Origin of the sequence: Variovorax sp. V15 (genome assembly GCF_041154425.1) — a bacterium.
GTDB classification, from domain to species: Bacteria; Pseudomonadota; Gammaproteobacteria; order Burkholderiales; family Burkholderiaceae_C; genus Variovorax; species Variovorax guangxiensis.
This window is the reverse complement of the sequence record NZ_AP028659.1, coordinates 3,232,348-3,256,623: the sequence shown is the minus strand read 5'-3', so window position 1 is coordinate 3,256,623 and position 24,276 is coordinate 3,232,348. Positions and strand designations below refer to the sequence as shown.

Sequence of the window (24,276 nt, the reverse complement as noted above, 5' to 3'; positions counted from 1 at the left end):
GCAGGCGCCGGCCGCTCAACCCGCTTCGGCCACCGGGTCTGTATGCAGCAGGTGCCGCTCCAGCAGCACCGCCACGTGCACCGCCTCGCGCTGCGCCCCGTCGCCGATCTGGTGGCGGCAGCTGGTGCCGTCGGCCACCACGATGGCACCCGGCTTCGCGCGGATGGCGGGCAGCAGGCTGGCCTCGGCCATCTTCATCGACACCTCGAAATGGTTGGCCTCGTAGCCGAAGCTGCCGGCCATGCCGCAGCAGGAGCTTTCGATGAGCTCGGGCTGTGCGCCGGGAATGAGCTTGAGCACCTCCATCACCGGGCTCACCGCGCCGAAGGCCTTCTGGTGGCAGTGGCCGTGCAGCAGGATGGGCGCCTCGGCGGGCTTCAGCGGCAGCTCGAAGCGGCCTTGCTTCAGCTCACGGGCGATGAATTCCTCGAACAGCAGCGCATGCTTCGCCACCAGCTCGGCCTTCTCGCCGAAGCCCATCACCAGCGCCTCGTCGCGCAGCGTGAGCAGGCACGAAGGCTCGAGTCCGACGATGGGCACGCCCGCGCGCGCCAGCGGCAGCAGCGCATCGATCAGCGCCTCGGCCTTGCTCTTGGCCTCGTCGACCATGCCGCTGGCCAGGAAGGTCCGGCCGCAGCAGTGATGCCCGCCTCTGCCCTTCTCGACCGTGTACAGCACATAGCCCGCCGCCTGCAGCACGCGCGCGGCCGCGAACGCGTTCTCGCTCTCGAAGGTGCCGTTGAAGGTGTCGACGAACAGCACCGCCGCCTTGCCGCCGCGCCGCGCGATCGACAGCGCCACCTCGCGTTCGACGAACAGGCCCGGCTCGTTGGCACGCGCACGCCAGAAGGTGTCGCCGCGCCACTCGGGCAGCGAGCGCTTCGCCGAGAAGCCCAGCAGCTTCTCGCCCAGCCATGCGGCGCCGGGTACGCTGTTGCGCAGGTTCAGCAGCCAGGGAAAGCGGCTGGCCTTGTGGGCGTAGTCGGGCAGGTTCGCCACGAGCCTGTCTTTCAGCGTGTGGCCGTGGCGCTTCTTGTAGTGGTCGAGGAACTCGACCTTCATCTTCGCCATGTCCACGCCGGTCGGGCAGTCGCGCTTGCAGCCCTTGCAGCCCACGCACAGGTCCATGGTTTCGTGCATGGCCTCGCTGGTGAAGGCGTCGGGGCCGAGTTGGCCCGACAGCGCCAGCCGCAGCGTGTTGGCCCGGCCGCGCGTGAGGTGCTGCTCGTCGCGCGTCACGCGGTAGCTGGGGCACATGGTGCCGGCGTCGAACTTGCGGCAGTGGCCGTTGTTGTTGCACATCTCCACGGCCTTGGCCAGGCCGCCGGTGCTGTCGCCGCCGGTGCCGGGCGCGGTCGTCACCTCGGTCACAGGGTCGGCGTCGACGTTCCAGGCCGACCAGTCGAGCACGGGCTTGAGCTCGATGCGGCGATAGGGCTTGGGCGCGGTGGGCGGCGCGAAGCGGAACAGCGCGCCGTCGTCCATGCGCGGCGGGTCGATGATCTTGCCGGGGTTGAAAAGGTCGATGGGGTCGAGCTTGCGCTTGATCGCGCGGAAGGCCTCGTTGATGGCCGGGCCGAACTGCCATTCGATCCACTCGCCGCGACACAGCCCGTCGCCGTGCTCGCCGCTGAACGCGCCCTTGTACCTGCGCACCAGCTCGCTCGCCTCCTCGGCAATGGCGCGCATCTTCGCGGCGCCGTCGGTGCGCATGTCGAGGATCGGCCGCACGTGCAGCGTGCCGACCGAGGCATGCGCGTACCAGGTGCCGCGGCTGCCATGCTTCGCGAACACCTCGGTCAGCGCGTCGGTGTATTCGGCCAGGTGCTCCAGCGGCACGGCGCAGTCCTCGATGAAGCTCACGGGCTTTCCGTCGCCCTTGAGACTCATCATGATGTTGAGGCCGGCCTTGCGCACCTCCCAGAGGTTCTTCTGCCGCGCCTCGTCGGGCATCTCGACCACGCTGCCCGGCAGGCCGAGGTCGCCCATCAGCTCGACGAGCTGCTTCAGTTGCGGCAGCAGCGAAGCCTTGTCGGAGCCCGAGAACTCCACCAGCAGGATAGCTGCCGGCTTGCCGATCAGCGCGGTCTCGACCGTCGGCTTGAAGGCCGGGTTGGCCAGGCTCAGCTCGATCATCGTGCGGTCGACCAGCTCCACCGCCGTGGGCCCGAGTTTCACGATGTGCTGGGCCGAGTCCATCGCGGCATGGAAGGTCGGGAAGTTGACGATTCCCAGCACCTTGGCGCGCGGCAGCGGCGCGAGCTTGAGCGTCAGGCTGCGGGTGTACGCCAGCGTGCCTTCGGAGCCGATCAGCAGGTGCGCCAGGTTCACGCTGCCGTCGGCCGTGTAGGGCCGCTCGCTCTGGTTGTCGAAGATGTCGAGGTTGTAGCCCGCCACGCGCCGCATGACCTTGGGCCAGTTCTCGGCGATCGCCTCGCGGTGCTGCCGCGCGAGGCTGCGCACGAACTGCGCAATGCCTGCGGCGCGCACGCCCAGCGAGCCGACGGTGCCGAAGTCGACGAGCTCGCCGTTCGACAGCCATGCGCTGGCGCCCAGCACGTTGTGCACCATGTTCCCGTAGGCGATGGAGCGCGAGCCGCAGGAGTTGTTGCCCGCCATGCCGCCCAGCGTGGCCTGCGCGCTGGTCGACACGTCCACCGGATACCAGAGCCCGTGCGGCTTGAGTTGCGCGTTCAGGTGGTCGAGCACCAGGCCGGGCTCGACCGTGGCCGTGCCCGCCTCCACGTTCACGTCGAGCACGCGGCGGAAATGCTTGCTGTTGTCGATCACCAGCGCCGCGCCGGTGGTCTGGCCGCACTGGCTGGTGCCGCCGCCGCGCGCGAGCACCGGCACCTTCAGGTCGCGGGCGATGTCGATGGCAGTGGCGATGTCGCGCTCGTTTGTCGGCACGAAGGCGCCGACGGGCGTGATCTGGTAGATCGACGCGTCGGTGGCGTAGCGCCCGCGCGAGGCGTCGTCGAACAGCACCTCGCCCTGCGTCTCGGCGCGCAGGCGGCGCGCGAGCAGTTCGCAGGCTTCATTGGGCGGAAGAACAGTTCCGGCTGGCTGCATGTGGCTGGCGGGGTCGATGCGCATGGTGATCAGGTCGCTTTGACGGACTTGGCCGATTTACTCGGCCGCTTTACTTGGCTGATTTGGCCGGTGGATAGATCTCGCCGGCACGCAGCAGCTCCAGCACCGTGTCGCGCTTGCGCAGCACGTGCGACACGAGCACCTTGCGCATGGCCTCGGCGTCGCGCTTGGAGAGCGCGTCGATCATCTGCTCGTGCTCCTCGACCGCATGCTTCCACTTCGCCTCGTTCTGGTTGGTGCGAAAGCGCAGCGACTGCACGCGGGCGTTGATGGAGCGGTAGGTGTTCGACAGCACCGGGTTCGCCGCCGCCTCGTTGATCGCGGTGTGGATGCGCGCATTGAGCCTGTAGTAGCCCGAGAGATCGCGCCGCGCAAAGCAGGCCAGCATCTCGTAGTGCAGCGCGCGCACCTCGGCAAGCTCTTCGTCGGTGATGCGCCGTGCCGCCAGCTCGCCCGACATGCCTTCGAGCATGGCGAGCACCTCGAAGGTGTCGAGCACGTCGGCCTCGGTGAGCTTCACCGCCACAGCGCCCCGGTTGGGCAGCAGGTCGACCAGCCCTTCGGCCGCGAGCAGCTTGATGGCTTCGCGCAGCGGCGTGCGCGACACGTTCAGCTGCAGGCACAGCTCGCGTTCGTTGAGCTTGGCGCCGGGTGCGATGAGCCCTTCGACCAGCATGGTGCGCAGGCGCACGGCCACCTGGTCGTGCAGCGCGAGCCTGGAGATTTCGATGATTTCGGCGGTCATGGTTTTGTCCCTTGAATGCATTTTGAATGCAAAAAACAGGTCCCACAACCTTGGTTAATAAGGGTAAACCATCAAGCAAAAATGAATTTTGAATGCAAAACTGAACGCGAAAGGAGCGTTCATGCTGCAACTCGACATCCATCCCACCGGCCGCCACTTTCTCCAGATTCCCGGTCCGAGCCCCGTGCCCGACCGCATCCTGCGGGCCATGAGCCTGCCTACCATCGACCATCGCGGGCCCGAATTCGGCACGCTCGGGCTGAAGGTGCTGGGCGGCATCCGGCAGATCTTCAAGACGAAGCACCCGGTCGCGATCTACCCTGCCTCGGGCACCGGCGCCTGGGAGGCCGCGCTCGCCAACACTCTCAGCCCGGGCGACCACGTGCTCATGTACGAGACCGGCCACTTCGCCTCGCTGTGGCAGAAGATGGCCACGCGCCTGGGCCTTTCCACCGAGTTCCTCGCCTGGCAAGGCGCCGATTCGCAGCTGCCAAACGCGCCGAGCTGGCGCCGCGGCGTGCAGGCCGATCTCATCGAGGCCCGCCTGCGCAAGGACACCGAGAAGAAGATCAAGGCCGTGTGCGTGGTGCACAACGAGACCTCCACCGGCGTCACCTCCGACATTGCTTCGGTGCGCAAGGCCATCGACGCGGCGGGCCACCCCGCCCTGCTGATGGTCGACAGCATCTCGGGCCTGGCCAGCGCCGACTACCGCCATGACGAATGGGGCGTGGACGTGTGCGTCAGCGGCTCGCAGAAGGGCCTGATGCTGCCGCCGGGCATCAGTTTCAACGCGCTTTCGCCGCGCGCACTCGAAGCCGCGAAGCACGCGAAGCTGCCCAAGGCCTTCTGGGCCTGGGACGAGATCGTCGAGATGAACAAGGACGGCTACTGGCCCTACACGCCCAACACCAACCTGCTCTACGGCCTCTCGGAGTCGCTGGACATGATCCTCGGCGAAGGCCTGGACAACGTGTTCGCGCGCCACCAGCGCTGGGCCGCCGGCGTGCGCGCCGCCGTCAACGCCTGGGGCCTGCCGGTCCAGTGCGCCGACCCGGCCGTGTACTCGCCCGTGCTCACCGGCGTGATCACGCCAGAGGGCGTGGACGCCGACGCGCTGCGCCGGCTGATCCACCAGCGCTTCGATCTCTCGCTGGGCACCGGCCTAGGCAAGCTCAAGGGCCGCATGTTCCGCATGGGCCACCTGGGCGACAGCAACGACCTGACGCTGGTGGCCATGGTCGCCGGTGTCGAGATGGGCATGAAGCTCGCGGGCATCAAGCTGGCAGGCAGCGGCGTGCAGGCCGCCATGGACCACTTCTCGAGCCACACGGCACCGGCCGCGCTGCAGAAAGCCGCATAGACAACAGGCTCGCAGCGCCACTGCCGGCGCGCATCGGATTCCCACCCACGACGGAGACAAGGAAGATGCAGAGACGTTCGTTGATCCAGGCTGCGGGCGCCGCGGCCGCCACGCTGGGCGTGCCCCGGCTCTTCGCGCAGGAGTGGCCCACGGGGCCGGTGCGCATCGTTGTCGGCTTTCCGCCCGGCGGCGGCACCGACGCGCTGGCCCGCGTGGTCGCGCAGAAGCTCACCACGATGTGGGGCCAGCAGGTGATCGTCGAGAACAAGGGCGGCGTGGCCGGCGTGCTCGCGGCCGACTACGTGGCTCAGCAGCCCAGCGACGGCAGCACACTGCTGATGGCCCACATCAACAGCCACGCGCTCGCGCCCAGCCTGCAGCCCAAGCTGCGCTACAACGTCGAGCGCGACTTCGTGCCCATCGTGCTGGTGGGCGTCACGCCCAACCTGCTGATCGCCAACCCGGCGCAGAAGGCGCTCTCGGTGAAGGACATCGTCGCCGCCTGCAAGGCCGCGCCCGGCACGCTGAGCTTCGGCTCGGCCGGCGCCGGCTCGGCGCAGCACCTGGCGCTGGAAATGTTCAAGCTGCAGGGCGGCGTCGATGCGCTGCACGTGCCCTACAAGGGCAGCGGCCCGCTGCTGGCAGACCTGATGGGCGGGCAGATCCAGTACAGCTTCGAGACCATGACCGCCGCCACGCCACACGTGAAGAACGGCCGCGTGCTCGCCGTGGCGCAGACGCGCACCAAGCGCGCCAAGGGCCACCCCAACGTGCCGACCATGCAGGAGCAAGGCTTCCAGGGCTTCGAGGCCACCACCTGGTACGGCCTCGCCGGCCCGGGCAAGCTGCCCGCGTCCATCGCGCAGAAGGTGAACCGCGACGTGAACACCGTGCTGGCCATGCCCGACGTGCAGGAGCGGCTGGACACCTACGGCGCGGAGGACGGCGGCGGCTCGCAGGACAAGTTCAGGCAGTTCATCAGCACGGAGATTGCCAAGTGGGCGAAGGTGGTGAAGGACGGGAACGTTCACGTCGAGACCTGAAGGGCCTGCTTTGCTGAGAAGATCCGGAAGATGAATTCATCCCAGACCGCCCTCACCGACGCACTCGTGGCCGCGCGCCGCGGCAACCGCACCCTCGACGCCACGCCCTGGCTCGACACACTCGAAACCGCGGCACAGGCCTATGAAGTGCAGGACGCCGTTGCGTCGGCGCTCGGCTGGTTCGAGAGCCAGCCGGTGCCCCGCGCATGGAAGTCGGGCGGCGGCTCGCGAAGCGCGACGCTCACGCATGCGCCGCTGCCGCCTGAAGGCGTGCGGCAGAGCCCGGCGGATTTCAGCGACCTCGTCTTCCACACGCCCGGCATCGAGGCCGAGATCGCCCTGCGGCTCGGCCAGGACGTGACGCCCGCGCGAGCTGCGACGCTCGACCACGAGAACTCGGCAGCGCTGATCGACGCCATGGCGGTTTCAGTGGAAATCGTCGATGCACGCTGGCAGGACCTCCCCTCCACGCCCGCCCTGCTGCGCCTGGCCGACTCGCAGGTGCACGGCGCGCTCGTGCTCGGCGAGTGGAAACCTTTCGCCGCCGTCGACTGGGCCTCGCAGCGCTGCGAGACGAAGATCGGCAATGCCGAAGTGGTGGTGCGCGAAGGCACGCACCCCCTGGCCGATCCGGCGTGGCTGCTGCCGATCTGGCTGCGCCACATCGCGCGCAACGGCCAGACGGCACCGGCCGGCACCGTCGTCACCACGGGCTCATGGGTGGGCGTGCTGCCCTGCCGGCGCGGCGATCAGGTGACGGCCGAGTTCCCCGGCGTCGGCGCCGTGCGCTTGATCGTGTAGCGCCCGCCTCCCACGCCCGAGCAGGCCACCAGGAAGTCGAGTACCGCCCGCACCCGCGCGGGCAGCGTGCCGGCCTTGCCGATGTAGACCGCGTGGATCGGCTCCACCTCGGCCGGATTGAATTCCTCCAGCAGCGGCACCAGCCGGCCAGCGTCGATGTCGTGCTGTATGTGGTACAGCGACAGCCGCGCCACACCCGCCCCGGCGATGGCCAACTGGCGCAGCGTTTCGCCGTCGCCCGCGCGCACCGGGCCGGCAACGGGCAGCCACTGCATGCGGCCGTCCACGCGCAGCGGCCAGTCGGGCGTGTTGCGCCGGTAGCTCCAGCCAAGGCGGTTGTGCGCCTGCAGCTCCTGCGGCGTGCGCGGCGTGCCGTACTTGGCGAGGTAGTCAGGTGCGGCGACGATGGCCTGGCTGGTTTCACCCAACCTGCGCGCCACAAGGTCCGACGCCGGCAACTGGCCCCAGCGGATCGCGATGTCTGCGCGCTCGTCCATCAGGTCGACGATGCGGTCGGTCAGCGCGATGTCGAGCGTGATCTGCGGGTGCATCTCCAGCAAGCGTGGCACCAGCGGCACCAGCTTGTGGTGGCCGAACGAGACGCTGGCGTTGATGCTCACCCGCCCGCGAGGCGCGGCGCCAGCCGCGGCGCAGCGCTCGGCCTCGTCCATGTCGGCCAGCACGCGCAGGCTGCGCTCGTAGAACTCCGTGCCCTCGGGCGTGAGCTGCAGCTTGCGCGTCGAGCGGTGCACCAGCTGTATGCCCAGGCGCAGCTCGAGCCGCGCCACCAGCTTGCTCACGGCCGAAGGCGTCATGCCCAGCAGGCGCGCGGCGGACGAGAAGCCGCCCGACTCCACCACCTGCACGAAGGCTTCCATTTCGCCGGAGCGGTTGACCTCGATGCGCGGCATGGTTCCTCATCAGTTCTGTGACTTCAAGTCACAAGTCTATGTAGCCGTGGCATTCTAGTCATCGATGGCATTCGTCCTCACAGTACAGGGCATCATGCCAATCGCTCTACTTGCCCTCACCGCCGGTGCCTTCGGAATAGGCACTACCGAGTTCGTCATCATGGGCCTGCTGATGCAGGTCTCGACGGATCTTCACGTCTCCATCACGGCCGCCGGCCTGCTGATCTCGGGCTACGCCCTCGGGGTCGCGGTCGGCGCTCCCGTGCTCACCATCGCCACCCGCAAGCTGCCGCGCAAGACGGTGCTGCTCGCGCTGATGGCGATCTTCACGCTCGGCAACCTCGCCTGTGCCCTCGCGCCCAACTACGAAATGCTGATGGCCGCGCGCGTGGTCACCTCGCTGGCGCACGGCACCTTCTTCGGCGTCGGCTCGGTGGTCGCCACCGGGCTGGTGGCGCCGGAACGCCGCGCCTCGGCCATCGCGATCATGTTCACCGGCCTGACTGCCGCCACGCTGCTCGGCGTGCCCGCCGGTGCATGGCTGGGGCTGCATTTCGGCTGGCGCTCTACCTTCTGGGCCGTGACGGCGATCGGCGTGCTGGCGTTCGCGGTGCTCGCGGTGTTCGTTCCCCGCGTGAAGGAAGAGGCCAAGGCCGCGCCGCTGCGCGAGGAGCTGGGCGTGCTTGCGCGTCCGCAGGTGCTGCTCGGCCTGGCGATGACGGTGCTCGGCTTCGCAGGCGTGTTCGTGGTCTACACCTACATCCAGCCGCTGCTCACGCAGGTCACGGGCCTGTCGGAATCGGCCGTGTCGCCGATCCTGCTGGTGTTCGGGGGCGGCCTCGCGGTCGGCAACCTGCTCGGCGGCAAGCTGGCCGACCGGGCGCCGATGGCCGCCGTGTTCGGTACGCTGGTGGCGCTGGCGGTGGTGCTCGGCGCAATGCAGTTCACCATCGGCACGCCTTTCACCGCGGTGGTGTTCGTCGGACTGCTGGGCGTGGCCTCCTTCGCCACCGTGGCGCCGATGCAGCTGCGGGTGCTGGAGAAGGCTTCGGGCGCCGGTCAGAATCTGGCTTCGAGCCTGAACATCGCGGCCTTCAATCTCGGCAACGCACTTGGTGCCTGGGTCGGCGGCGTGGTGATCGACCATGGCCCCGGCCTGCGCGCGCTGGGCTGGGTGGCCGCGCTGCTCACGCTGGTGGGCCTGGCCATCGCGCTGTGGAGCCGCGCGCTCGACAGGCGCGAGCCGCGCGACGCGCTGGCCGACTGCGCTTCGGCCCGGGCCTGAGTTCTTCTTCTGGGGGAGCGCGAGAGCACAATCGCGCGGCCCCATGCCCCGCAGCACTCCCCTTCAAATCCGCCCCGCCATCGCCGCCGACGCTCCCGCGCTGGCGGCGTTGTCCATTCAAGTCTGGCTGAGCACCTATGCGACCGAAGGCGTGAACGAGCTGCTCGCGCGCTACGTGCTGGACGAGTTCACGCCGGCCGCGTTCGTTTCCTGGATGAGCGATCCGGACACCGCCCTGCTCGTCGCCGAGGCAGGCGGCCATCTGGCCGGCTACGCCCGACTGCGCTTCGGCGCACCGCAGGAGTTGTTTCCCGCCGCCAGCACCGAACTCTGCACCCTCTACGTGCAGGAGCCCTTCACCCGCTCGGGCGTGGGCTCCGCCCTGTTGCGGGAGGCCCGCTCCACGGTACGTGGTCGCACGGGCAACGGCGCACTCTGGCTCACGGTCAACGTCCGCAACCGCCGCGCCAGCGCCTTCTACGAGAAGCACGGCTTCGCCCACAGGGGCACGGCCTGGTTCGCGCTGGGCGATGGCCGCCACGAGAACCACGTGCTGGGCGCCTGCTGATTCGCAGGGCCTGCCGGCTCAGTGCTCCAGCCGCGTCGGCGAGCCGCTGTGCGAGCCGCCGGACTGCATGAAGAACGCGAACCTGTCGCGCCCCGCCGCCTTGGCGTTGTAGAGCGCGACGTCCGCGCGCGCCAGCAGCTCCTCGGCCGTGGCCGACGAGCCGCTCGCGCGGTGGAAGGCGATGCCGATGCTGGTCGTCACGTCGACGCGCTGGCCGTCCACCACGAAGGGCGGCGTGTGGACGCGGTCCACGATCTTCTCCGCGACGACGGCGGCCGCCTCCGGCGTGCCCAGCCCCTCCAGCACCAGCACGAATTCGTCGCCGGCCAGCCGCGCGACCATGTCGGTGCCGCGCACGCAGCCTTGCAGCCGCCGCGCGTATTCGGAGAGCACAGCGTCACCCACCGCGTGGCCCATGGTGTCGTTGATGGCCTTGAAGTGGTCGATGTCGAGGAACATCAGGGCCATCGCATGGCCGGTGAGCTGGCTGCGCAGTACCGCGTCGGGCAGGTACTCGTTGAAGGCCAGCCGGTTGGGCAGGCCGGTGAGCGTGTCCAGCCGCGCCAGTTCGATGAGCTTGTGCTCCACCACCTTCAGCGCCGTGATGTCCAGCGCCAGCGAGAAGATGCCGTGCGTCACGCCGTCGGCGCGCACGTCGGGCACGTAGATGACCTGCGTGATGCGCTCGCTGCCGGCGCGCTGCATGCGCGCCTCGAATTCCACGCGCTCGCCGGCCAGCGCGCGCGCCAGCATCGGCTGGCGCGACACGTACACCTCGCGGCCCGACACCTCCTGCACGTGGCGCCCCAGCACCTGTGCCGGATCGAGCCCGAGCCACTCGCGGCTGGTGGCGTTGGCGAAGGTGATCTTCTCCTCGCGGTCGATGTAGGTGATGAGCGCCGGCATGTTGTCGGTGATGGCGCGCAGCCGCAGCTCGCTCTCGGCCTGGCGCAGCTCTGCTTCCTTCAGCGCCGTGATGTTGAAGGACATCAGGTAGAAGCCCACCACTTCGCCGCGCAGGTTCTTGTCGGGAATCAGGTTGACCTGGAAATAGCCCTGGCGGCCGTGCAGCGGCGCGCGCACCGGAAAGCGCACCTTCTTGCCCGAGAACATGACCGGAAGGTACGGTTTGAGTTGGGAATAGATCGTCCTGCCCAGGGCCGAGCGCAGCGTGGTGCCCTGCAGCGCCGACTTCTCGCCCAGGCCGGCCATCTGCCGCGCGCGGATGTTCGCGAAATGGCAGTTCTGCTGGCGGTCGAAGTAGCCGACCAGCGCCGGGATGCTGTCGGTCACGTCGCGCAGGCGGGTTTCCTGTTCGCTCAGCGCGCGGCGGATGTTGACCTCCTCGGTGATGTCGAAGGTCATCGAGAACACGCCGCACACCCTGCCCTGGGCGTCGAGGTCGGGGATGTAGTGCGCCTTGAAGGTGCGGTCGCCGATGCCCAGCGCCGGGTCGCCCGATTTCTCGAGGATCACGGTCTCGCCGGCAAGCGCGCGCATGAAGTGTGGCTCCACGACCGCGAAGTCGGCCGGGCCGCGCACGTCGGGCATCAGGCGGCCGACGAGCGGCCCGTTGCCGCGGTGCAGCGCCCGCACGTGTGCATTGACGAAGGTGTAGCGCAGCGACGCGTCGACGTGCGACACCATCGCCGGAATGCTGTCGGCAATGATGCGGACCTGCGCCTCGCTGTGGGCCAGGCTGCGCTCGATGGCGCGCCGCTGCTCCATCAGCTCGTCGAAGGTACGCGAGAGGTCGCCGATCTCGTCGGCGGCGTAGCGCCGCTGCGCCACGGGCGTCCCTTCGTCCCCCCCGGAGGGCGCCTGCTGGGTGGACTGCATGTGACGGTGCAGTTCCGCCAGCGGGGTGAGCTGCCGGCGCACCACGGCCAGCGTCAGCGCGCCGGCGCACAGCGCGAGCGCGAGTGCGCCGATCCAGGCACCGCGCTCGATGGCGTTGATGCTCGCGAAGGCCTCGCTGCGCGGATACATCGCCCCGACGATCCAGTTCGCCTGCACCATGCGGTCGAAGGCGTAGAGGCTGGGCACCCCGGCCTCGTTGACGCCTTCGCTGGAGCCCTGGAAGCCGGCCATCGCGCGGAGGATCTGGGCGTCGCCGCCGCTGCCGTTGGGCTGGACGTGATTCAGGATGCGCGAGGCGTTCGGGTGGTCGACCACGATGCCGTCCACCGTGGTCACGAACAGGTAGCCGGTCTTGCCGAACTTCACGTCGGCGAGCGTGCCCAGCACGCTGCGGTCCTTCAGGTTGATGGCGCCGGAGATCACGAAGCGCACCTGCCCGGTGCTGTCGAACACCGGCTCGGTGATGGCCACCTGCGCCAGTCCGTTGAGCCGGTTGCGGTACGGCTCGGACACCAGGCCCGTCCTGGAGGCGACCGTCTGCTGGAAATAGGGCCTGTCCTTGACGTTCACCTTGCCGATCGCCTGCGCGCCGTTGAGGTTGGCCACGAGGTTGCCGTCCATGTCGAGGAAGGCGACGTTGTCGAAGGCCTGGCGCAGCGAGGGATGCTTCTCCACGAAGGTCTGAAGCGCCGCCGTGCCCTGGAAGTCCTGGGCCTCGACGCTGCCGCTGAAGGTCTGCAGCAGGATGCGGCGGCTGCCGAATTTCTGGTCGATCGCGTCGGCGATGGCGTCCACCCGGGCGAACTCCTCGGACGCGATCGAGGCGCGCATGCTGCTCTTGACAAGGTGCAGGGCGAAGGTGGCGATCGCGAAGGTGGCCAGCAGGACCACCGCCGCCACGCCCAGGCTCAGGCGTGTGTGCAATCCGAACCGGAATTTCGAGGGACCTGTTTGATTCATTGAACTTGCTCGGGGCCGGTACGTTGCCGGCGGCGCGAATGTTTCCCGTCTCTGAGTATCGGTGGGTTCGGGTTGCGGCGGAAGATACCGGGTTTACGCGGCGCGGGCGCCGCCGGATTCATTCCATTTGCAACAGCACGTCTCGTACCCGGTCCAGCGACGGGTCGATGTCGGCCTCGCCGATGGCGCCGAACCCCAGCATCAGCCCCGCCCGAGGGGGTGAGAAATGGAAGAACGGCGCCAGCGGATACAGCCCCACGTCGACCCGGCGCGCCAGCCGCACCAGCTGGTCCATGTCGATCCGGTCCCCTTTTCCGGGCCTGCACAGCGCCGCCATGTGGATTCCGGCCGAGATCGGCACCAGCTCGAACCACGGCGAAAGATCTTCCGCGAAGCGCCGCACGATGCGCTCGCGTCGCTGCGCATAGGCTGCGTGGCAGCGCCGGATGTGCCTGTTGAGGTCACCGTCGGCGATGAACTTCGCCAGTGCCGACTGCGCCGGCGTCGCGGTGTGGCAGTCGCTCAGGTACTTGGCCGTGGCGGCTGCCTCCAGCACGTCGGGCGGCGCGAGCAGGTAGCCCAGCCGAAGATCGGGCGCCAGCGTCTTCGAGAAGGTGCCGACGAAGACCACGCGGCCGTTGGCATCCATGCCGTGCAGCGAGTCGGCCGGGCGGCCCTCGTAGCGGAATTCGCTGTCGTAGTCGTCCTCGATGACGATGGCGCCCAGTTCGTCGGCCCGCTTCAGCAGTGCCTTGCGGCGCGCCTCGCTCATCGGCATGCCCAGCGGGAACTGGTGCGCGGGCGTCACGTAGATCAGCCGCGTTCCGTCGGGAATGCGCTCAACCACCAGCCCTTCGCCATCGACCGGTATGCCCACCACCTTCGCGCCCTGCCCGGCCAGCAGCAGCCGTGCCGGCGGATAGCCCGGCTCCTCCATCGCGACCGTGCTCCCCGGCTCGACCAGCACCCGCGCGACCAGGTCCAGCGCCTGCTGCGCGCCGTTGGTCACGAGGATGTCGGCCGCGACGCAGCGCACGCCCCTGGAAAAGCTCGCGTGCCGCGCGATGGCGTCGCGCAGCTCCGGCAGGCCCTCCGCCTCGCCGTACAGCCCGCGCGAGCGGGCGCCCTGCCGCAGCGCATGCAGCATGCAGCGGCGCCAGTCCGCGTGCGGAAAAAGATCGCGCGCCGGCGCACCGCCGATGTATTCGTAGCGCGCGCTGCCAGCCGGCGCGGGGTGCCGCAGCGGTGTGCTGATGCCGCGCCAGTGCTCGACCATGGCGCCCCCGGCCAGCGCCCGCGTGGCTGCCGCGCCCGGCTTGCGCGCGGCGTCCCGGGCCACGAAGGTGCCGCTGCCGACACGGCCCGTGAGCAGCTTTTCGAAGCTCAGGCGGGCGTAGGCCTCCGACACTGTCTTGCGCGACAGCCCCAACTGCTGGGCGAAGAGGCGCGACGGCGGCAGCTTCTCGCCCGCCGCAAGCCGGCCGCTGCGAATGGCCTCCTTCAACTGCCGGTACAGCTGGCCGGCCAGGTCCTTGTCGCCTTCGATGACGACGTGCAACTCCATGGGATTGGTCTCCTGCGAATGCCCCGGATTGGCCGCCTGCGGCGACGCCCCTCGCTCCTAGCATCGAGGCTGCATTGAACCACTCAACCCATTGAAGGAACCCGCGCCATGCAATCCCGCCTCGACTTCTACAAGGCTTCTCCCGACGCGCTCAAGGCCATGATCGGCTTCGAAGCGGCCATCGGCAAACTCGGCCTGGAGCCGAAGCTGCTCGACCTGGTCAAGCTGCGCGCTTCGCAGATCAACGGCTGCGCCTACTGCATCGACCTGCACTCGGCCGACTTGCGCAAGGCCGGCGAAACCGAACGCCGCCTGGCCACCCTGTGCGTGTGGCACGAAACGCCGCTCTTCACCGGGCGCGAGCGCGCAGCGCTGGCCTGGACCGAAGCGCTGACGCAGGTGTCGCTCACCCATGCGCCCGACGAGGCCTACGAAGCGCTGGCCGCCCATTTCAGCGAGGCGGAACGTGTCAACCTGACGATGGCGATCAACGCCATCAACAGCTGGAACCGGCTGTCGGTCGGCTTCCGCAAGCAGCTGGCGGACTGACCGGGATCAGCCCTTCACGATGCGCGCGCTGGCCGTGGAACGCGCCACGATGCGGCCGCCGGCATCGCTCAAACGGGCTTCGAGAAAGGCGATCGTCCTGCCCCGCTGCACCACGCGGCCCTCGCCGTACAGCAGGCCGGGCTTCGCGGCAGCCAGGAAGGACACACTGAGGTCGATGGTGACCGAGCAGGTCTCCTCGCCGTTCAGCACCCACAGCGCCGGTCCCATCGTGTCGTCGAGCATCGCGACCAGGATGCCGCCCTGCACCGCGCCCGCGGGGTTGAGGAAGGCGTCGGTGGCGACGAAGCTCAGGCGGATCGAGCCCTTGGCTCTGTCGAAATCCAGCACGCGCTGGCTGAAGAGTTCGGCGGTGGGTGGACGCGGAAAGCGCTCCAACCGGGGGGCGTTGGGCACCATTTTTTCGCTCCGGACGTGGAGCGAGAAATCCTAGGCCGCAGCTGCTGACAGCGTGGTGTCAGCAGGCTCCAGCAGCGCATCCACCAGAGCGTCCACCCGTTGCTCCGCGCGCCGGATCGACTGGGCGAGCTGCTCGCCGCCGAACTCGTCGGACTCCACCGCTGCCTCGTATACCTCCGTGATGCCGATGTAGCCCAGCGCCGAGCGCACGCTGTTCTCGGTGTGGTTGAGATGCGCGATGCGCCCGCCCGCGTCGTAGCCGTGGTCGCCGCGCGCGCCCAGCAGCACCACGCGCTTGCCCGCGTCCGCCAGCATCGGCCAGTACGGCACCGCGCCGCGCGAGCGGTCGAATCCGAAGGTGCGGCCCACGCGCACGATGTTGTCGATCCACGCCTTGAACTGCGCGGGCGCGCTGAAGTTGTACATGGGAAGGCCCACCACGATCAGGTCGGCCGCGACGAGCTGGTCGACCAGCCGGTCGCTTTCGGCGAGCACCTGCGCCATCCAGGGCTCGCGCGCGGCGGGCGGCGTGAAGGCCGCGTGGATCCAGCGGCCGCTGACGTGCGCGGGCGGCTGCTGGCCCACGTCGAGGTAATCGACGCGGTCGCCGGGCCGCGCCTCGAGCCAGCGTTCGACGAAGCGCGCGGAAAGGCGGCGGGTGTGCGAGCCGTGCAGGTCGGTGTCGGAACGGCCCGGCCGGGCGCTGGCGTCGATGTGGAGGATGTTCATGGTCGCGTTCGTCATGGATGAGTTTCCTTCTTTCGTTTCGCGCTGCCAGAATGGAGCGCAGGCCTTGAATCTAGGTTTCAGGAGCCAGCTTCACAAACGATCATTTCTCCACCGATGAACGAGATTGGCTCACCTGTCCGCACGCCGCGCCGTCTGCCTGCGTTGCTCTCGCTGCGCGCCTTCGAGGCCGCGGCCGCACACCTGAGCTTCCAGCGGGCTGCGCAGGAGCTCTCGGTGACGCCATCGGCCATCAGCCACCAGGTGCGCGCGCTCGAAGACACGCTGGGCCAGCCGCTTTTTCGCCGCCTCACGCGCCAGCTTGCGCTGACGCCTGCTGGCCAGCGCCTCTTCGACGACCTGCGCACAGGCTTCGACCTGCTGGAGGCCGGTGTCGACAGGCTGCGCCGCCCTTCCGCCTCGCAGGCCGTGACCCTGAGCACCAACACCGCCTTCGCCGCGCGCTGGGTGCTGCCGCGCATGGATGCCTTCCGCAAGGCCTGCCCCGGTGTGGAACTGCGGCTGCATGCGAGCGACACGCTGGTCGACCTGGCGCGCGGCGAGGCGGACATCGCGGTGCGCTCCGGCAACGGCAACTGGCCGGGGCTGGTGTCGCGCGAACTGATGCCCGAGCGCTACGCGCCGCTGTGCAGCCCGATGCTCGGCCTGAAGGACGCGGCAGATCTGCCGAAGCACCGGCTGATCCACTGCGACTGGCAGCCGCAGGCGCTCGCCCCAGCCGTGTGGCCGCGCTGGTTCCGCGAAGCCGGCATCGCGCCGCCGAGGGGGCGCGCGATGAAGGCATCGGGCCTGTCGTTCTCCGACGAGACGCACGCCATGCTGGCCGCGCTCGCCGGGCATGGCGTGGCGCTGCTGAGCCTCACGCTCTCGGCCGAGGAACTCCGCAGCGGCGCGCTGGTGCAGCCCTTCGGGCCTGTGCTGGACACGGGCAGCTACTTTCTTGCCGTTGCGAACGGCAGGGAAGACGAGCCGGCGTTACGCGCCGTGTGGGAGTGGATCGCATCGCAGGCCACCGCAGCCTGAGCGGAATCTGAAGACCGGGCTTGCAGTCTGTTACCGGTTTCGCGCAGACTCCGGCAACAACTAAGCGAGGAGCCCCCTATGAAGAGGTTTGCCGGCGTGCCCGTTGCCATTGCGACAGGCGCGCTTCTTGTAATGGTTTTGACCTCATGCGGAGGCGGCGGTGGGGGCGGCGGCGGAGGTGGAGGAATAGGCATAGGACTGGGCACCGGCGGAACCACGCCGCCCGCCACGAACACACCCGAACTGCCGGCGCGCGAGGCCCTCATCGCACGCGCCAGAAGCTACGAACTCAACACGCCGTACGTGCCGCCGCCGGGCGATCCGCTGGAGCACAACACCTCGGGCTACGCCAAGGCGATGTGCTCGGCGGCCTTCATCACCGGGCTCGACCCCGCCGTCGCGGCCGAGAGCGTGGGCTACTTCACCGGCCCTTACGCGCAGCGCAAGAAGGTCGGCACGCCGGTGGTCGACCGCGCGAAGAAGGAAGTCCGCATCACCATTCCCAACGGCCCGACGCTGACGGCCCGCTACTACGGCTCGCAGGGCTGCATCACGCTGCCGCCGGGCAGGGACGACGTGTTCTTCACGCCGGTGGCGGTCAAGAGCGCCCTGCCCGACGCGTCGACCCAGGCATGGCCCATGGGCGACGTCATGCCTGGCGGCACTCCGCCCGGCATCGACACCGCGAAGGTGAGCCAGGCGGTCGACGCGGCCTTCGAGCTGCCCGAGGCCTACACGGCGGCTTTCGTGGTCACGCACAAGGGGCGCATCGTCGGCGAGCGCTACATGAACGGCATCGGCCCGGGCACGCCGCTGGAGTCGTGGTCGATGGGCAAGAGCGTGACCGCGACCATGATGGGCGTGCTGATGAAACAGGGCGAATACCAGCTCGACCAGCGCGCGCCCATTCCGGAATGGCAAGGCGCGGACGACAAGCGCAAGGAAATCAGGATCTCCGACATCCTCCACATGTCGAGCGGCCTGCGCATCAAGGCGCCCGACGACCCGGACTTCGACCCCAACGGCACCTACCCCGACCACGTCTACTTCTACACGGGCCGCATCAACATCTTCAACTACGCGGCCACGCGGCCACAGCAATGGCCGCCCAACACCATCGGCCGCTATCGCAACACCGACCCGGTGCTGGCGAACTACCTGATCCGGCTGGCCGTGGAAAAACGCGGCGAGGAATACCTGTCATTCCCGCAAAGAAACCTGTTCGACAAGATCGGCATCCGCACGATGACGCTGGAGACCGACCCCTACGGCAACTTCATGGGCCAGGGCTACGACTTCATGTCGGCACGCGACTGGTCGCGCCTGGCCAACCTGTACCTGCAGGACGGCGTGTGGAACGGCGAGCGCATCCTGCCCGAGGGCTACGTCAAGTTCGTGAGCACGCTCGCGCCGACGTGGGCGGCCGACAAGCGCCCGATCTACGGCGGCTTCTTCTGGCTCAACGGAACGAGCACATGGCCGGTGCCGACCTCGGCCTACTACATGCTCGGCGCCGGCGGGCAGGTGGTGCTGATCGTTCCCTCGCACGACCTCGTCGTGGTGCGCCTGGGTTTCGACAAGGGCGAAAGCTCGTCGGTCCCGAGCCTGCGCAAGGCGCTGTCGCTGCTGATGCAGGCGGTGCCCGCGTCGTCGTGAAATGAAAAAAGGCCTCCCGAAGGAGGCCTGCAACTCGAGGTGGTGTCCGGCTTCGTCTCAGCGCGTCTTGCTCAGCAGCGTCGGCACCACATAGCCATCACGGTAGACGGCCTCGATGGTTCCGTTGACCGTGTCGGACGGATGCGCGGTCACGAACTTTTCCTCCGTCACGCGGTAGACCACCATGGTGCAGGACGAGTGCTTGCTCAGGGTGCGGGCCACGCCTGTGGCCTGCCTCAGGGTCGGATATGTCTCCATGGGGTGCTGCCTCCTCGTGTGCTTGATTGCTCCAAATGTTAACTCTTTGGTACTCAAATATTCCTAAGGGTATTTTCCGAGCGCCAACAACGCGGATTTTCCTCATGGCGTCCTCCGGGGGAACCGGATGATCCCGTCATTGACAGTCCAGGCGACAGGCGCGACGTGCTTACTACACTGCCCACCGATGAACCAGGCGCTGATCTCCTTCTTCCACAGCGGCGGCGACCGCCTCCGCAGCCGCAGCGTGAGCGAGGTTGTGCTGAGCGGCATGGTGGACGTGCCCATGCCTCCCGCTCGCCTGCTCGCCGACTGGGACCGAGAGATTTCCTCGCAGCTCGCGCTGGAGCTCGGAGACGTGGAGCCCCTGCCCCTCGCACGGGCCCGCGCGCGCTGGCCGGACTACCGGCTCTGCGTCCAGGCCGCGTCCGACTGGGCGCAGGCGCAGAGCCTGCCCGGGGTGCTGGCCTCCAGCGACATCGCCCTGATGGCCTGCCGCGGTGCGAAGTACCACCACGACGGCACCCGGTACGGCTTCGCGGCGTTCTGCAATCTCTTCATGAGCGAGGACAAGGGACTGGACCTGCACTTCCCCTTCGCGGACCGGCGCATCCCGCTGAGGCGAGGCACGGTGGTGATCTTCGACACCGGCCAGCCTCATGCCGTGATCCGGCGCGGCAGCAGCGGCTTCGACGCGGCCGACTTCGCGGAGGGCACGGATTGCAACCTGGTCTTCCTGACATGGGAGCTGCCCATCGAGGACGCCTTCGTGGCGAAGGCGCTGCGGATCGAGTTCGACGTGGCCGCACAGAACGCGGCGCAACCCGACGAGGAGTCGCTCATGCTGGGCGGCAAGCCCGCCGTCGTGCACCCGGCTTCCGGCCAGTGGATCAGCGACGACTGACCGGCTTCACTCAGCGCTCCTGCGGACGAGCGGCAGCGCCGGCGGCAAGCTCGGCCAGGCATTCCCTGACCGCCTGAAGCGGCGTCCTCTCATGGCAGCGTGCCGCAGCCTCGCGCGCGACGGCTTCGCTCAGGCGCCGCTCCTGCGCGGCCTCGACCTGCAGTTCGACAATCCATTTCATGAGCACGGCCAGCACGATCAGCAGCCCGATCGCAGCGCCGATGAAGGTCAGGCGCCAGCTGCCGATGCGGAGGATGGGAGCCGTGCCAGGCTTGCCGGCCATGCTTTCTTCCCGCCCGGGCATCTAGCGCGGCAGGCCCGGAAAGACCCACATGCTCAGGCCGAGGATCAGCCCGATCCCAAGGAACACGATGGCGGCCGTGGTGAACACCGATGCCGCCACGATGTTCTGGACGAACAGCGCCATCAGCACGAACCCCACTGCGGCGGCGAAGCACATCAAGACCGGCAGCAGCGCCCTGAGCGCCGCGCCGCGCCCGGGCACCGAGGTTGGTTCGTCCGGGCTGCCTTCGCGCAGGAACGGGGTTCGCATGACTGTCCTCCTCTTCGCGATATCTCGCGTATATGCATGGGGTCCGCTGAAGAAGGCCGGCTGCTTCGGGGCAACCTTTTCTGACCTTCATCAAAGAAAGTGTCCGAAGGTTAAGGAAAGGATCCGGCCGGGCTAAGGGATTACTGCGCGAACCTCGCGCGTGAGAAGAGGCCCGGCGAACAAAGCTCGACGGCCTGCGTAATAGTTAACAACCGGTACACCGCAAGGCACCGCCCGATCCTCGCGCGGACTCTAGAAGCCCGAACCGGCCGCCACCAGTGTCGAAAGTCATTGCACGCGAAGTCAGCTATTCGCGCCGGGCGGCTGAAGCCCCCTCACCCACTCGAACACCGCCGCCACGGCGGGTTCGTCGCGCCGGGCCTGGGGGCAGACGAGATGGAACGGCAACCCCGGCAGTTCCGGGCCGAAGGGCTGCACGAGATTGCCCGCGCGCAGTTCGTCCGCGATCAGCGCCAGGCTCATCAGCGCGACGCCCTGCCCCTGCAGCGCGGCCCACACCGTGTGCGTCTCGTCGGAGAACACCGGCCCCGCCGACACGTCGAGGCCCGGCACCTGCGCTTCCTGCTGCCACGCGGCCCATGTGCCGGGCTGGCTCTTGCTGCCGGGCACCGTGAAGTGCAGCAGCGTGTGTCGCACCAGTTCGCCAGGGCGGCGCAGCTTGAGCGCGGGGCTGCACGCGGGCGCGAAGACGTTGTCGAACAGCTTTTCAGACACCATGCCCGGCCACTGCCCGCGTCCGTAGCGGATCGCGAGGTCGGCCGTGACGCCATCGAGCGCCACCGCGTCGTGCGACGCGTGAATGCGCAGGTCGAGCCGCGGATGCAGCGCGCGCAGCGTGCTCACGCGCGGCAGCAGCCATCGCGCCGCGACCGCCGGGGTGGTCGACAGCGTGATGGCCATGCGCTCAGGTGGCGCACGCAGCCGCGCAACGGCATTCGCCATCGCGTTGAACGATTCGCCGAGCACCACCTGCAGTTCCCTGCCTTGCGGCGTGAGCACCAGTTGCCTCGGCTGGCGGATGAAGAGCGCCACGCCCAGCGAATCCTCCAGTTGGCGCACCTGGTGGCTGATGGCCGTGGGAGTCACCGAGAGCTCGTTGGCCGCGAGCTTGGCGCTGCAATGCCGCGCCGCGGCTTCGAAGGCGCGCAGCGCCGCCAGCGGAGGGAGTTGGCGAAGGTTGGCCATGGATGAATTTATTTTTCAGAAACGCAAAGAAATCGTCGTTTGTCGCCTTGGCGGTGCGCCGATAAATTTCTCTCCATGCCAGGCAGACAGCTGAATTCTCTTCATCCAACCCTTCATGTCAAAGAGGACCGCACCATGACCACACTGCTCCACATCGACGCCAGCGCCCGCCCCGGCCGTTCGGGCACGCATGTCCACGGCTCGCATTCGCGCCGCCTCAGCCATCACTTCGTTACGACCTGGCGGGCAGCCCGGCCCGACGACGAAGTGATCTACCGCGACATCGGCGCCACGCCGCCCGGCAACGTCACGGGCGAGTGGATCGCCTCGGGCTATACGCCGGCCGGGCAGCGTGAGCCGTGGATGCACGCGGTGCTCGCCGAAAGCGACGCACTGATCGACGAGCTCCGCCGCGCCGACGTGCTGGTGATCGGCGCGCCCATGTACAACTTCGGAATGCCCGCGCCGCTGAAGTCGTGGATCGACAACATCGTGCGCATCGGCTCGACCTTCGACTTCGACCGCGACCGCGAGAACCCGTACGTGCCGTTGCTGGCCGAGCGACACCGCCGCACGGTGCTGCTCACCTCGTGCGGCAGCAGCGGCTACGGCCCGGGTGGATTCCAGGCGCAGATGGACCTGCTCACGCCGGGCATCGCGAGCCCGCTGGCGCTGCTCGGGCTCAACGAAGTGCACAGCGTGGCGATCGAGCACGCCGAAGACCACGGCGACCTGCTCGACCGCTCCATCGCCAGAGCGCTTGCCCGTGTCGAAGCGCTCGTGGCCGAACTGCAGGCCGGCTGAACGCCCCGGCTCAGGCCGAGCGCAACTGCTCGCGCAGCCTCTGGCCGATTTCGGGCCGCTCCAGGAACGGGTCGGCCGGATTGGTGATGGAGACGATGTTCTCCATGCGGCTGCGCACGTTGCCCAGCGCCTTCGGATGGCTGAACACGTAGAACTGGTTGTCGCTGATGGCTTCGAACACCTTGGCGGCCACTTCGGCAGCCGTGATCTTGCCGCTGCTCACAGCCTTGTTGCTCATCGCCTGGCCGATCAGCTGGCTCTTGGTGAGCTCGCTTTCCTTCGGCGCGTTCGGACGGTTGCGCTCGCTGCTGGTGATGCCGGTGGGCACGAAGTACGGGCACAGCAGGCTCGCGCCGATCTGGTCGGTGACGAGGTTCAGGTCCTGGTACATCGTCTCGGTAAGGCTCACCACCGCGGCTTTCGCGGCGTTGTAGATGCCCATGTTGGGCGGCGTGAGCAGGCCGGCCATGCTGGCCGTGTTGGTCACGTGGCCGCGGTAGGACGGGTCCTTGGCCGCAGCCTCCAGCATCATCGGCACGAACAGGCGTACGCCATGGATCACGCCCCACAGGTCCACGCCCAGCACCCATTCCCAGTCGGCCACGGTGTTCTCCCACACCAGGCCGCCGGCGCCCACGCCCGCGTTGTTGAAGACGAAGTGCGGCGCACCGAAGCGCTCCTTCACGGCAGCGGCCAATGCCTCCATCTGCGCCGCGTCCGACACATCGACCTTGCGCGCCAGCACCTGCACGCCGGCCGCTTCCATCTCGGCCTGGGCCTTGTCGAGCGCATCCTGCTGCACGTCGACCAGCACGAGGTTCATGCCGCGGGCGGCGCCGATGCGCGCGCACTCCAGGCCGAAGCCCGAACCCGCGCCGGTGAGAACGGCGGTCTTGCCCTTGAAGTCCTGAATCATTGGGTGCTTTCCTTTGGTTGACTCTGTGCCGTCTATTGGACCGCTTCAAGCGGAGAACGGCTGTCGTTCGCGTGACGCGAGTCAGCCCTCGGCCTTCTTCAGCACATAGCCGATCCGAGGAAAGTGCACATGCACCGTGCCCGCGCGCTCGCTGCTGCGCTCCAGCGTGTAGTGCGTGCGCGTGGCGGCCACGAGCGTGCCGGGCGTCTCCTCGAGGCCGAAGCTCTCGGCGCGGATGGTGACCGCGGTGCCCAGCGGGATGCCGTGGTCGTCCTGGAAGGTGCTGTCGGTCAGCAGTGAATGCGGCGTCGAGGCCTTCGCCACCGCGATGGCTTCCTCACTCGAGAACTTCTCGGGCACGTCGTGGCCTATGGCGGCCATGCGGTCCATCCAGTCGATCACCGCGGGCGTGAGGTCGAGGATGGTGCGGACCGACTCTATGCGCCGCGTGTACCACAGCGGGTGGTAGGCCGAGAAGTCGGCGATGCTGGGCACCTCGCCGAGCAGATAGGGCTTCTCGTCGAGCATGTCCGACAGGCGGCGCAGGTACGACTTGTAGGCGCTGGTGGCGTCGGCCGGGCGCAGGCGGGTCATGTTGCCCGCGCTCATCTTGCCGCGGTCCTCGCCGAAGGCCTTCGCGGCTTCGGGCGGCGCCTTGGCAAACACTTCCGCCGCGCCCCTGGGCTGCAGGTTCCAGGCCATGGCGGCCCAGAAGAGCGTGGTGTCGGCCCACTGCGCGAGGATGCGCGACATGCCTTTTTCAGGCTCCGGATAGAGCGTGGGTTCGGGCCGCAGATGCTCGAGCACGTCGGCGATGAGCGCGCTGTCGCAATAGATGTCGGCGCCGATCTGCAGGAACGGCGTCTTGCGGTAGCCGCCGGTGAGCACCTCCACGTCGGGCTTGGGCATGATCGGCGGGATGAAGACCGACTTCCACGGCAGCTTCTTGGCGCCGAGGATGAGGCGCACCTTCTCCGAGAACGGCGAGGTGAGGTAGTGATGGAGGATCAGGTCGGCCATGGTGTTTCCCGTGGGTTGTCGTTCGTGTTG

Annotated in this window: 23 protein-coding genes; 10 read left to right on the top strand and 13 right to left on the bottom strand. The window is 68.3% G+C overall.

Annotation, left to right across the window (positions count from 1 at the left end; translation table 11 throughout):
• Positions 1-15: 15 nt before the first annotated feature.
• Both ACAM57_RS15415 and ACAM57_RS15410 read right to left on the bottom strand, forming a co-directional pair.
• Positions 16-3,096, bottom strand: a complete 3,081-nt coding sequence (locus ACAM57_RS15415; RefSeq protein ID WP_369662256.1) for an FAD-binding and (Fe-S)-binding domain-containing protein — start codon at positions 3,094-3,096, stop codon at positions 16-18.
• A 46-nt stretch (positions 3,097-3,142) separates the two neighbouring features.
• Entirely contained in the window at positions 3,143-3,838 is a 696-nt protein-coding gene (locus ACAM57_RS15410; RefSeq protein WP_369662255.1) for a GntR family transcriptional regulator, read from the bottom strand.
• Positions 3,839-3,959: 121 nt separating this feature from the next.
• On the opposite strand from ACAM57_RS15410, the gene ACAM57_RS15405 reads away from it, so the two are divergent.
• From ACAM57_RS15405 to ACAM57_RS15395, 3 genes are all read left to right on the top strand, one after another.
• The gene (locus ACAM57_RS15405) at positions 3,960-5,201 is read left to right on the top strand and encodes an alanine--glyoxylate aminotransferase family protein (RefSeq protein ID WP_369662254.1); all 1,242 of its coding nucleotides are present in this window, start codon (positions 3,960-3,962) and stop codon (positions 5,199-5,201) included.
• 65 nt (positions 5,202-5,266) lie between these two features.
• Positions 5,267-6,244: a tripartite tricarboxylate transporter substrate binding protein gene (locus ACAM57_RS15400; protein WP_126020094.1), complete on the top strand. Its 978-nt coding sequence runs from the start codon at positions 5,267-5,269 to the stop codon at positions 6,242-6,244.
• Positions 6,245-6,274: 30 nt separating this feature from the next.
• Entirely contained in the window at positions 6,275-7,045 is a 771-nt protein-coding gene (locus ACAM57_RS15395) for a fumarylacetoacetate hydrolase family protein (RefSeq protein ID WP_369662253.1), read from the top strand.
• Here the strand turns inward: ACAM57_RS15395 and ACAM57_RS15390 are convergent.
• The gene (locus ACAM57_RS15390; RefSeq protein ID WP_126020098.1) at positions 6,994-7,956 is read right to left on the bottom strand and encodes a LysR substrate-binding domain-containing protein; all 963 of its coding nucleotides are present in this window, start codon (positions 7,954-7,956) and stop codon (positions 6,994-6,996) included. The two genes, ACAM57_RS15395 and ACAM57_RS15390, sit on opposite strands and share 52 nt — an antisense overlap.
• Before the next feature lie 94 nt (positions 7,957-8,050).
• Here ACAM57_RS15390 and ACAM57_RS15385 point away from each other — a divergent pair, with 94 nt between their 5' ends.
• Both ACAM57_RS15385 and ACAM57_RS15380 read left to right on the top strand, forming a co-directional pair.
• Positions 8,051-9,241 (top strand): MFS transporter, encoded by a 1,191-nt coding sequence (locus tag ACAM57_RS15385; protein WP_369662252.1) that lies wholly within the window; start codon positions 8,051-8,053, stop codon positions 9,239-9,241.
• Between the two features lie 43 nt (positions 9,242-9,284).
• Entirely contained in the window at positions 9,285-9,809 is a 525-nt protein-coding gene (locus tag ACAM57_RS15380; RefSeq protein ID WP_369662251.1) for an N-acetyltransferase family protein, read from the top strand.
• Positions 9,810-9,827: 18 nt separating this feature from the next.
• Here ACAM57_RS15380 and ACAM57_RS15375 read toward each other — a convergent pair whose 3' ends face one another.
• Together ACAM57_RS15375 and ACAM57_RS15370 are read right to left on the bottom strand one after the other, a co-directional pair.
• A complete protein-coding gene (locus ACAM57_RS15375; protein WP_369662250.1) occupies positions 9,828-12,593 on the bottom strand; it encodes a diguanylate cyclase in 2,766 nt (921 codons plus the stop codon).
• A gap of 154 nt (positions 12,594-12,747) precedes the next feature.
• The gene (locus ACAM57_RS15370) at positions 12,748-14,193 is read right to left on the bottom strand and encodes a PLP-dependent aminotransferase family protein (protein ID WP_369662249.1); all 1,446 of its coding nucleotides are present in this window, start codon (positions 14,191-14,193) and stop codon (positions 12,748-12,750) included.
• Positions 14,194-14,301: 108 nt separating this feature from the next.
• Here ACAM57_RS15370 and ACAM57_RS15365 point away from each other — a divergent pair, with 108 nt between their 5' ends.
• Positions 14,302-14,742 carry a carboxymuconolactone decarboxylase family protein gene (locus tag ACAM57_RS15365; RefSeq protein ID WP_126020106.1) on the top strand — a complete coding sequence of 147 codons (441 nt, stop codon included), beginning with the start codon at positions 14,302-14,304 and terminating at the stop codon, positions 14,740-14,742.
• Positions 14,743-14,748: 6 nt separating this feature from the next.
• On the opposite strand, the gene ACAM57_RS15360 is transcribed toward ACAM57_RS15365, so the two are convergent.
• Positions 14,749-15,159 carry a PaaI family thioesterase gene (locus ACAM57_RS15360; protein ID WP_369662248.1) on the bottom strand — a complete coding sequence of 137 codons (411 nt, stop codon included), beginning with the start codon at positions 15,157-15,159 and terminating at the stop codon, positions 14,749-14,751.
• A 30-nt stretch (positions 15,160-15,189) separates the two neighbouring features.
• The gene (locus ACAM57_RS15355; protein WP_369662247.1) at positions 15,190-15,903 is read right to left on the bottom strand and encodes an FMN-dependent NADH-azoreductase; all 714 of its coding nucleotides are present in this window, start codon (positions 15,901-15,903) and stop codon (positions 15,190-15,192) included.
• A gap of 99 nt (positions 15,904-16,002) precedes the next feature.
• Here ACAM57_RS15355 and ACAM57_RS15350 point away from each other — a divergent pair, with 99 nt between their 5' ends.
• Both ACAM57_RS15350 and ACAM57_RS15345 read left to right on the top strand, forming a co-directional pair.
• A complete protein-coding gene (locus tag ACAM57_RS15350) occupies positions 16,003-16,929 on the top strand; it encodes a LysR substrate-binding domain-containing protein (protein ID WP_369662246.1) in 927 nt (308 codons plus the stop codon).
• Positions 16,930-17,061: 132 nt separating this feature from the next.
• Complete coding sequence (locus tag ACAM57_RS15345) at positions 17,062-18,585, top strand: serine hydrolase domain-containing protein (protein WP_369662245.1); 1,524 nt, start codon at positions 17,062-17,064, stop codon at positions 18,583-18,585.
• 57 nt (positions 18,586-18,642) lie between these two features.
• Here ACAM57_RS15345 and ACAM57_RS15340 read toward each other — a convergent pair whose 3' ends face one another.
• Entirely contained in the window at positions 18,643-18,843 is a 201-nt protein-coding gene (locus ACAM57_RS15340; protein WP_126020114.1) for a hypothetical protein, read from the bottom strand.
• 187 nt (positions 18,844-19,030) lie between these two features.
• On the opposite strand from ACAM57_RS15340, the gene ACAM57_RS15335 reads away from it, so the two are divergent.
• Positions 19,031-19,747, top strand: a complete 717-nt coding sequence (locus ACAM57_RS15335) for a hypothetical protein (RefSeq protein ID WP_369662244.1) — start codon at positions 19,031-19,033, stop codon at positions 19,745-19,747.
• A gap of 10 nt (positions 19,748-19,757) precedes the next feature.
• On the opposite strand, the gene ACAM57_RS15330 is transcribed toward ACAM57_RS15335, so the two are convergent.
• From ACAM57_RS15330 to ACAM57_RS15320, 3 genes are all read right to left on the bottom strand, one after another.
• Complete coding sequence (locus ACAM57_RS15330) at positions 19,758-20,030, bottom strand: general secretion pathway protein GspL (RefSeq protein WP_240650500.1); 273 nt, start codon at positions 20,028-20,030, stop codon at positions 19,758-19,760.
• Between the two features lie 21 nt (positions 20,031-20,051).
• Positions 20,052-20,300, bottom strand: coding sequence for a hypothetical protein (locus ACAM57_RS15325; protein WP_369662243.1), 249 nt, complete (start codon positions 20,298-20,300; stop codon positions 20,052-20,054).
• A gap of 303 nt (positions 20,301-20,603) precedes the next feature.
• Positions 20,604-21,506: a LysR substrate-binding domain-containing protein gene (locus ACAM57_RS15320; RefSeq protein ID WP_369662242.1), complete on the bottom strand. Its 903-nt coding sequence runs from the start codon at positions 21,504-21,506 to the stop codon at positions 20,604-20,606.
• Positions 21,507-21,641: 135 nt separating this feature from the next.
• Between ACAM57_RS15320 and ACAM57_RS15315 the strand changes: the two genes are divergently transcribed.
• Complete coding sequence (locus tag ACAM57_RS15315) at positions 21,642-22,310, top strand: FMN-dependent NADH-azoreductase (protein ID WP_369662241.1); 669 nt, start codon at positions 21,642-21,644, stop codon at positions 22,308-22,310.
• Between the two features lie 10 nt (positions 22,311-22,320).
• Here the strand turns inward: ACAM57_RS15315 and ACAM57_RS15310 are convergent, their stop codons facing one another.
• Both ACAM57_RS15310 and ACAM57_RS15305 read right to left on the bottom strand, forming a co-directional pair.
• Complete coding sequence (locus ACAM57_RS15310) at positions 22,321-23,226, bottom strand: SDR family oxidoreductase (RefSeq protein WP_369662240.1); 906 nt, start codon at positions 23,224-23,226, stop codon at positions 22,321-22,323.
• An 81-nt stretch (positions 23,227-23,307) separates the two neighbouring features.
• Positions 23,308-24,246, bottom strand: a complete 939-nt coding sequence (locus tag ACAM57_RS15305; RefSeq protein ID WP_369662239.1) for a glutathione S-transferase family protein — start codon at positions 24,244-24,246, stop codon at positions 23,308-23,310.
• Positions 24,247-24,276 lie beyond the last annotated feature (30 nt).

Bases quoted from the DNA above. Each gene is read 5' to 3' on its own strand.
- ACAM57_RS15415 (WP_369662256.1), bottom strand. From the start codon at position 3,096: ATGCGCATCGACCCCGCCAGCCACATGCAGCCAGCCGGAACTGTTCTT.
- ACAM57_RS15410 (WP_369662255.1), bottom strand. From the start codon at position 3,838: ATGACCGCCGAAATCATCGAAATCTCCAGGCTCGCGCTGCACGACCAG.
- ACAM57_RS15405 (WP_369662254.1), top strand. From the start codon at position 3,960: ATGCTGCAACTCGACATCCATCCCACCGGCCGCCACTTTCTCCAGATT.
- ACAM57_RS15400 (WP_126020094.1), top strand. From the start codon at position 5,267: ATGCAGAGACGTTCGTTGATCCAGGCTGCGGGCGCCGCGGCCGCCACG.
- ACAM57_RS15395 (WP_369662253.1), top strand. From the start codon at position 6,275: ATGAATTCATCCCAGACCGCCCTCACCGACGCACTCGTGGCCGCGCGC.
- ACAM57_RS15390 (WP_126020098.1), bottom strand. From the start codon at position 7,956: ATGCCGCGCATCGAGGTCAACCGCTCCGGCGAAATGGAAGCCTTCGTG.
- ACAM57_RS15385 (WP_369662252.1), top strand. From the start codon at position 8,051: ATGCCAATCGCTCTACTTGCCCTCACCGCCGGTGCCTTCGGAATAGGC.
- ACAM57_RS15380 (WP_369662251.1), top strand. From the start codon at position 9,285: ATGCCCCGCAGCACTCCCCTTCAAATCCGCCCCGCCATCGCCGCCGAC.
- ACAM57_RS15370 (WP_369662249.1), bottom strand. From the start codon at position 14,193: ATGGAGTTGCACGTCGTCATCGAAGGCGACAAGGACCTGGCCGGCCAG.
- ACAM57_RS15365 (WP_126020106.1), top strand. From the start codon at position 14,302: ATGCAATCCCGCCTCGACTTCTACAAGGCTTCTCCCGACGCGCTCAAG.
- ACAM57_RS15360 (WP_369662248.1), bottom strand. From the start codon at position 15,159: ATGGTGCCCAACGCCCCCCGGTTGGAGCGCTTTCCGCGTCCACCCACC.
- ACAM57_RS15355 (WP_369662247.1), bottom strand. From the start codon at position 15,903: ATGACGAACGCGACCATGAACATCCTCCACATCGACGCCAGCGCCCGG.
- ACAM57_RS15350 (WP_369662246.1), top strand. From the start codon at position 16,003: ATGAACGAGATTGGCTCACCTGTCCGCACGCCGCGCCGTCTGCCTGCG.
- ACAM57_RS15345 (WP_369662245.1), top strand. From the start codon at position 17,062: ATGGTTTTGACCTCATGCGGAGGCGGCGGTGGGGGCGGCGGCGGAGGT.
- ACAM57_RS15340 (WP_126020114.1), bottom strand. From the start codon at position 18,843: ATGGAGACATATCCGACCCTGAGGCAGGCCACAGGCGTGGCCCGCACC.
- ACAM57_RS15335 (WP_369662244.1), top strand. From the start codon at position 19,031: ATGAACCAGGCGCTGATCTCCTTCTTCCACAGCGGCGGCGACCGCCTC.
- ACAM57_RS15330 (WP_240650500.1), bottom strand. From the start codon at position 20,030: ATGGCCGGCAAGCCTGGCACGGCTCCCATCCTCCGCATCGGCAGCTGG.
- ACAM57_RS15325 (WP_369662243.1), bottom strand. From the start codon at position 20,300: ATGCGAACCCCGTTCCTGCGCGAAGGCAGCCCGGACGAACCAACCTCG.
- ACAM57_RS15320 (WP_369662242.1), bottom strand. From the start codon at position 21,506: ATGGCCAACCTTCGCCAACTCCCTCCGCTGGCGGCGCTGCGCGCCTTC.
- ACAM57_RS15315 (WP_369662241.1), top strand. From the start codon at position 21,642: ATGACCACACTGCTCCACATCGACGCCAGCGCCCGCCCCGGCCGTTCG.
- ACAM57_RS15310 (WP_369662240.1), bottom strand. From the start codon at position 23,226: ATGATTCAGGACTTCAAGGGCAAGACCGCCGTTCTCACCGGCGCGGGT.
- ACAM57_RS15305 (WP_369662239.1), bottom strand. From the start codon at position 24,246: ATGGCCGACCTGATCCTCCATCACTACCTCACCTCGCCGTTCTCGGAG.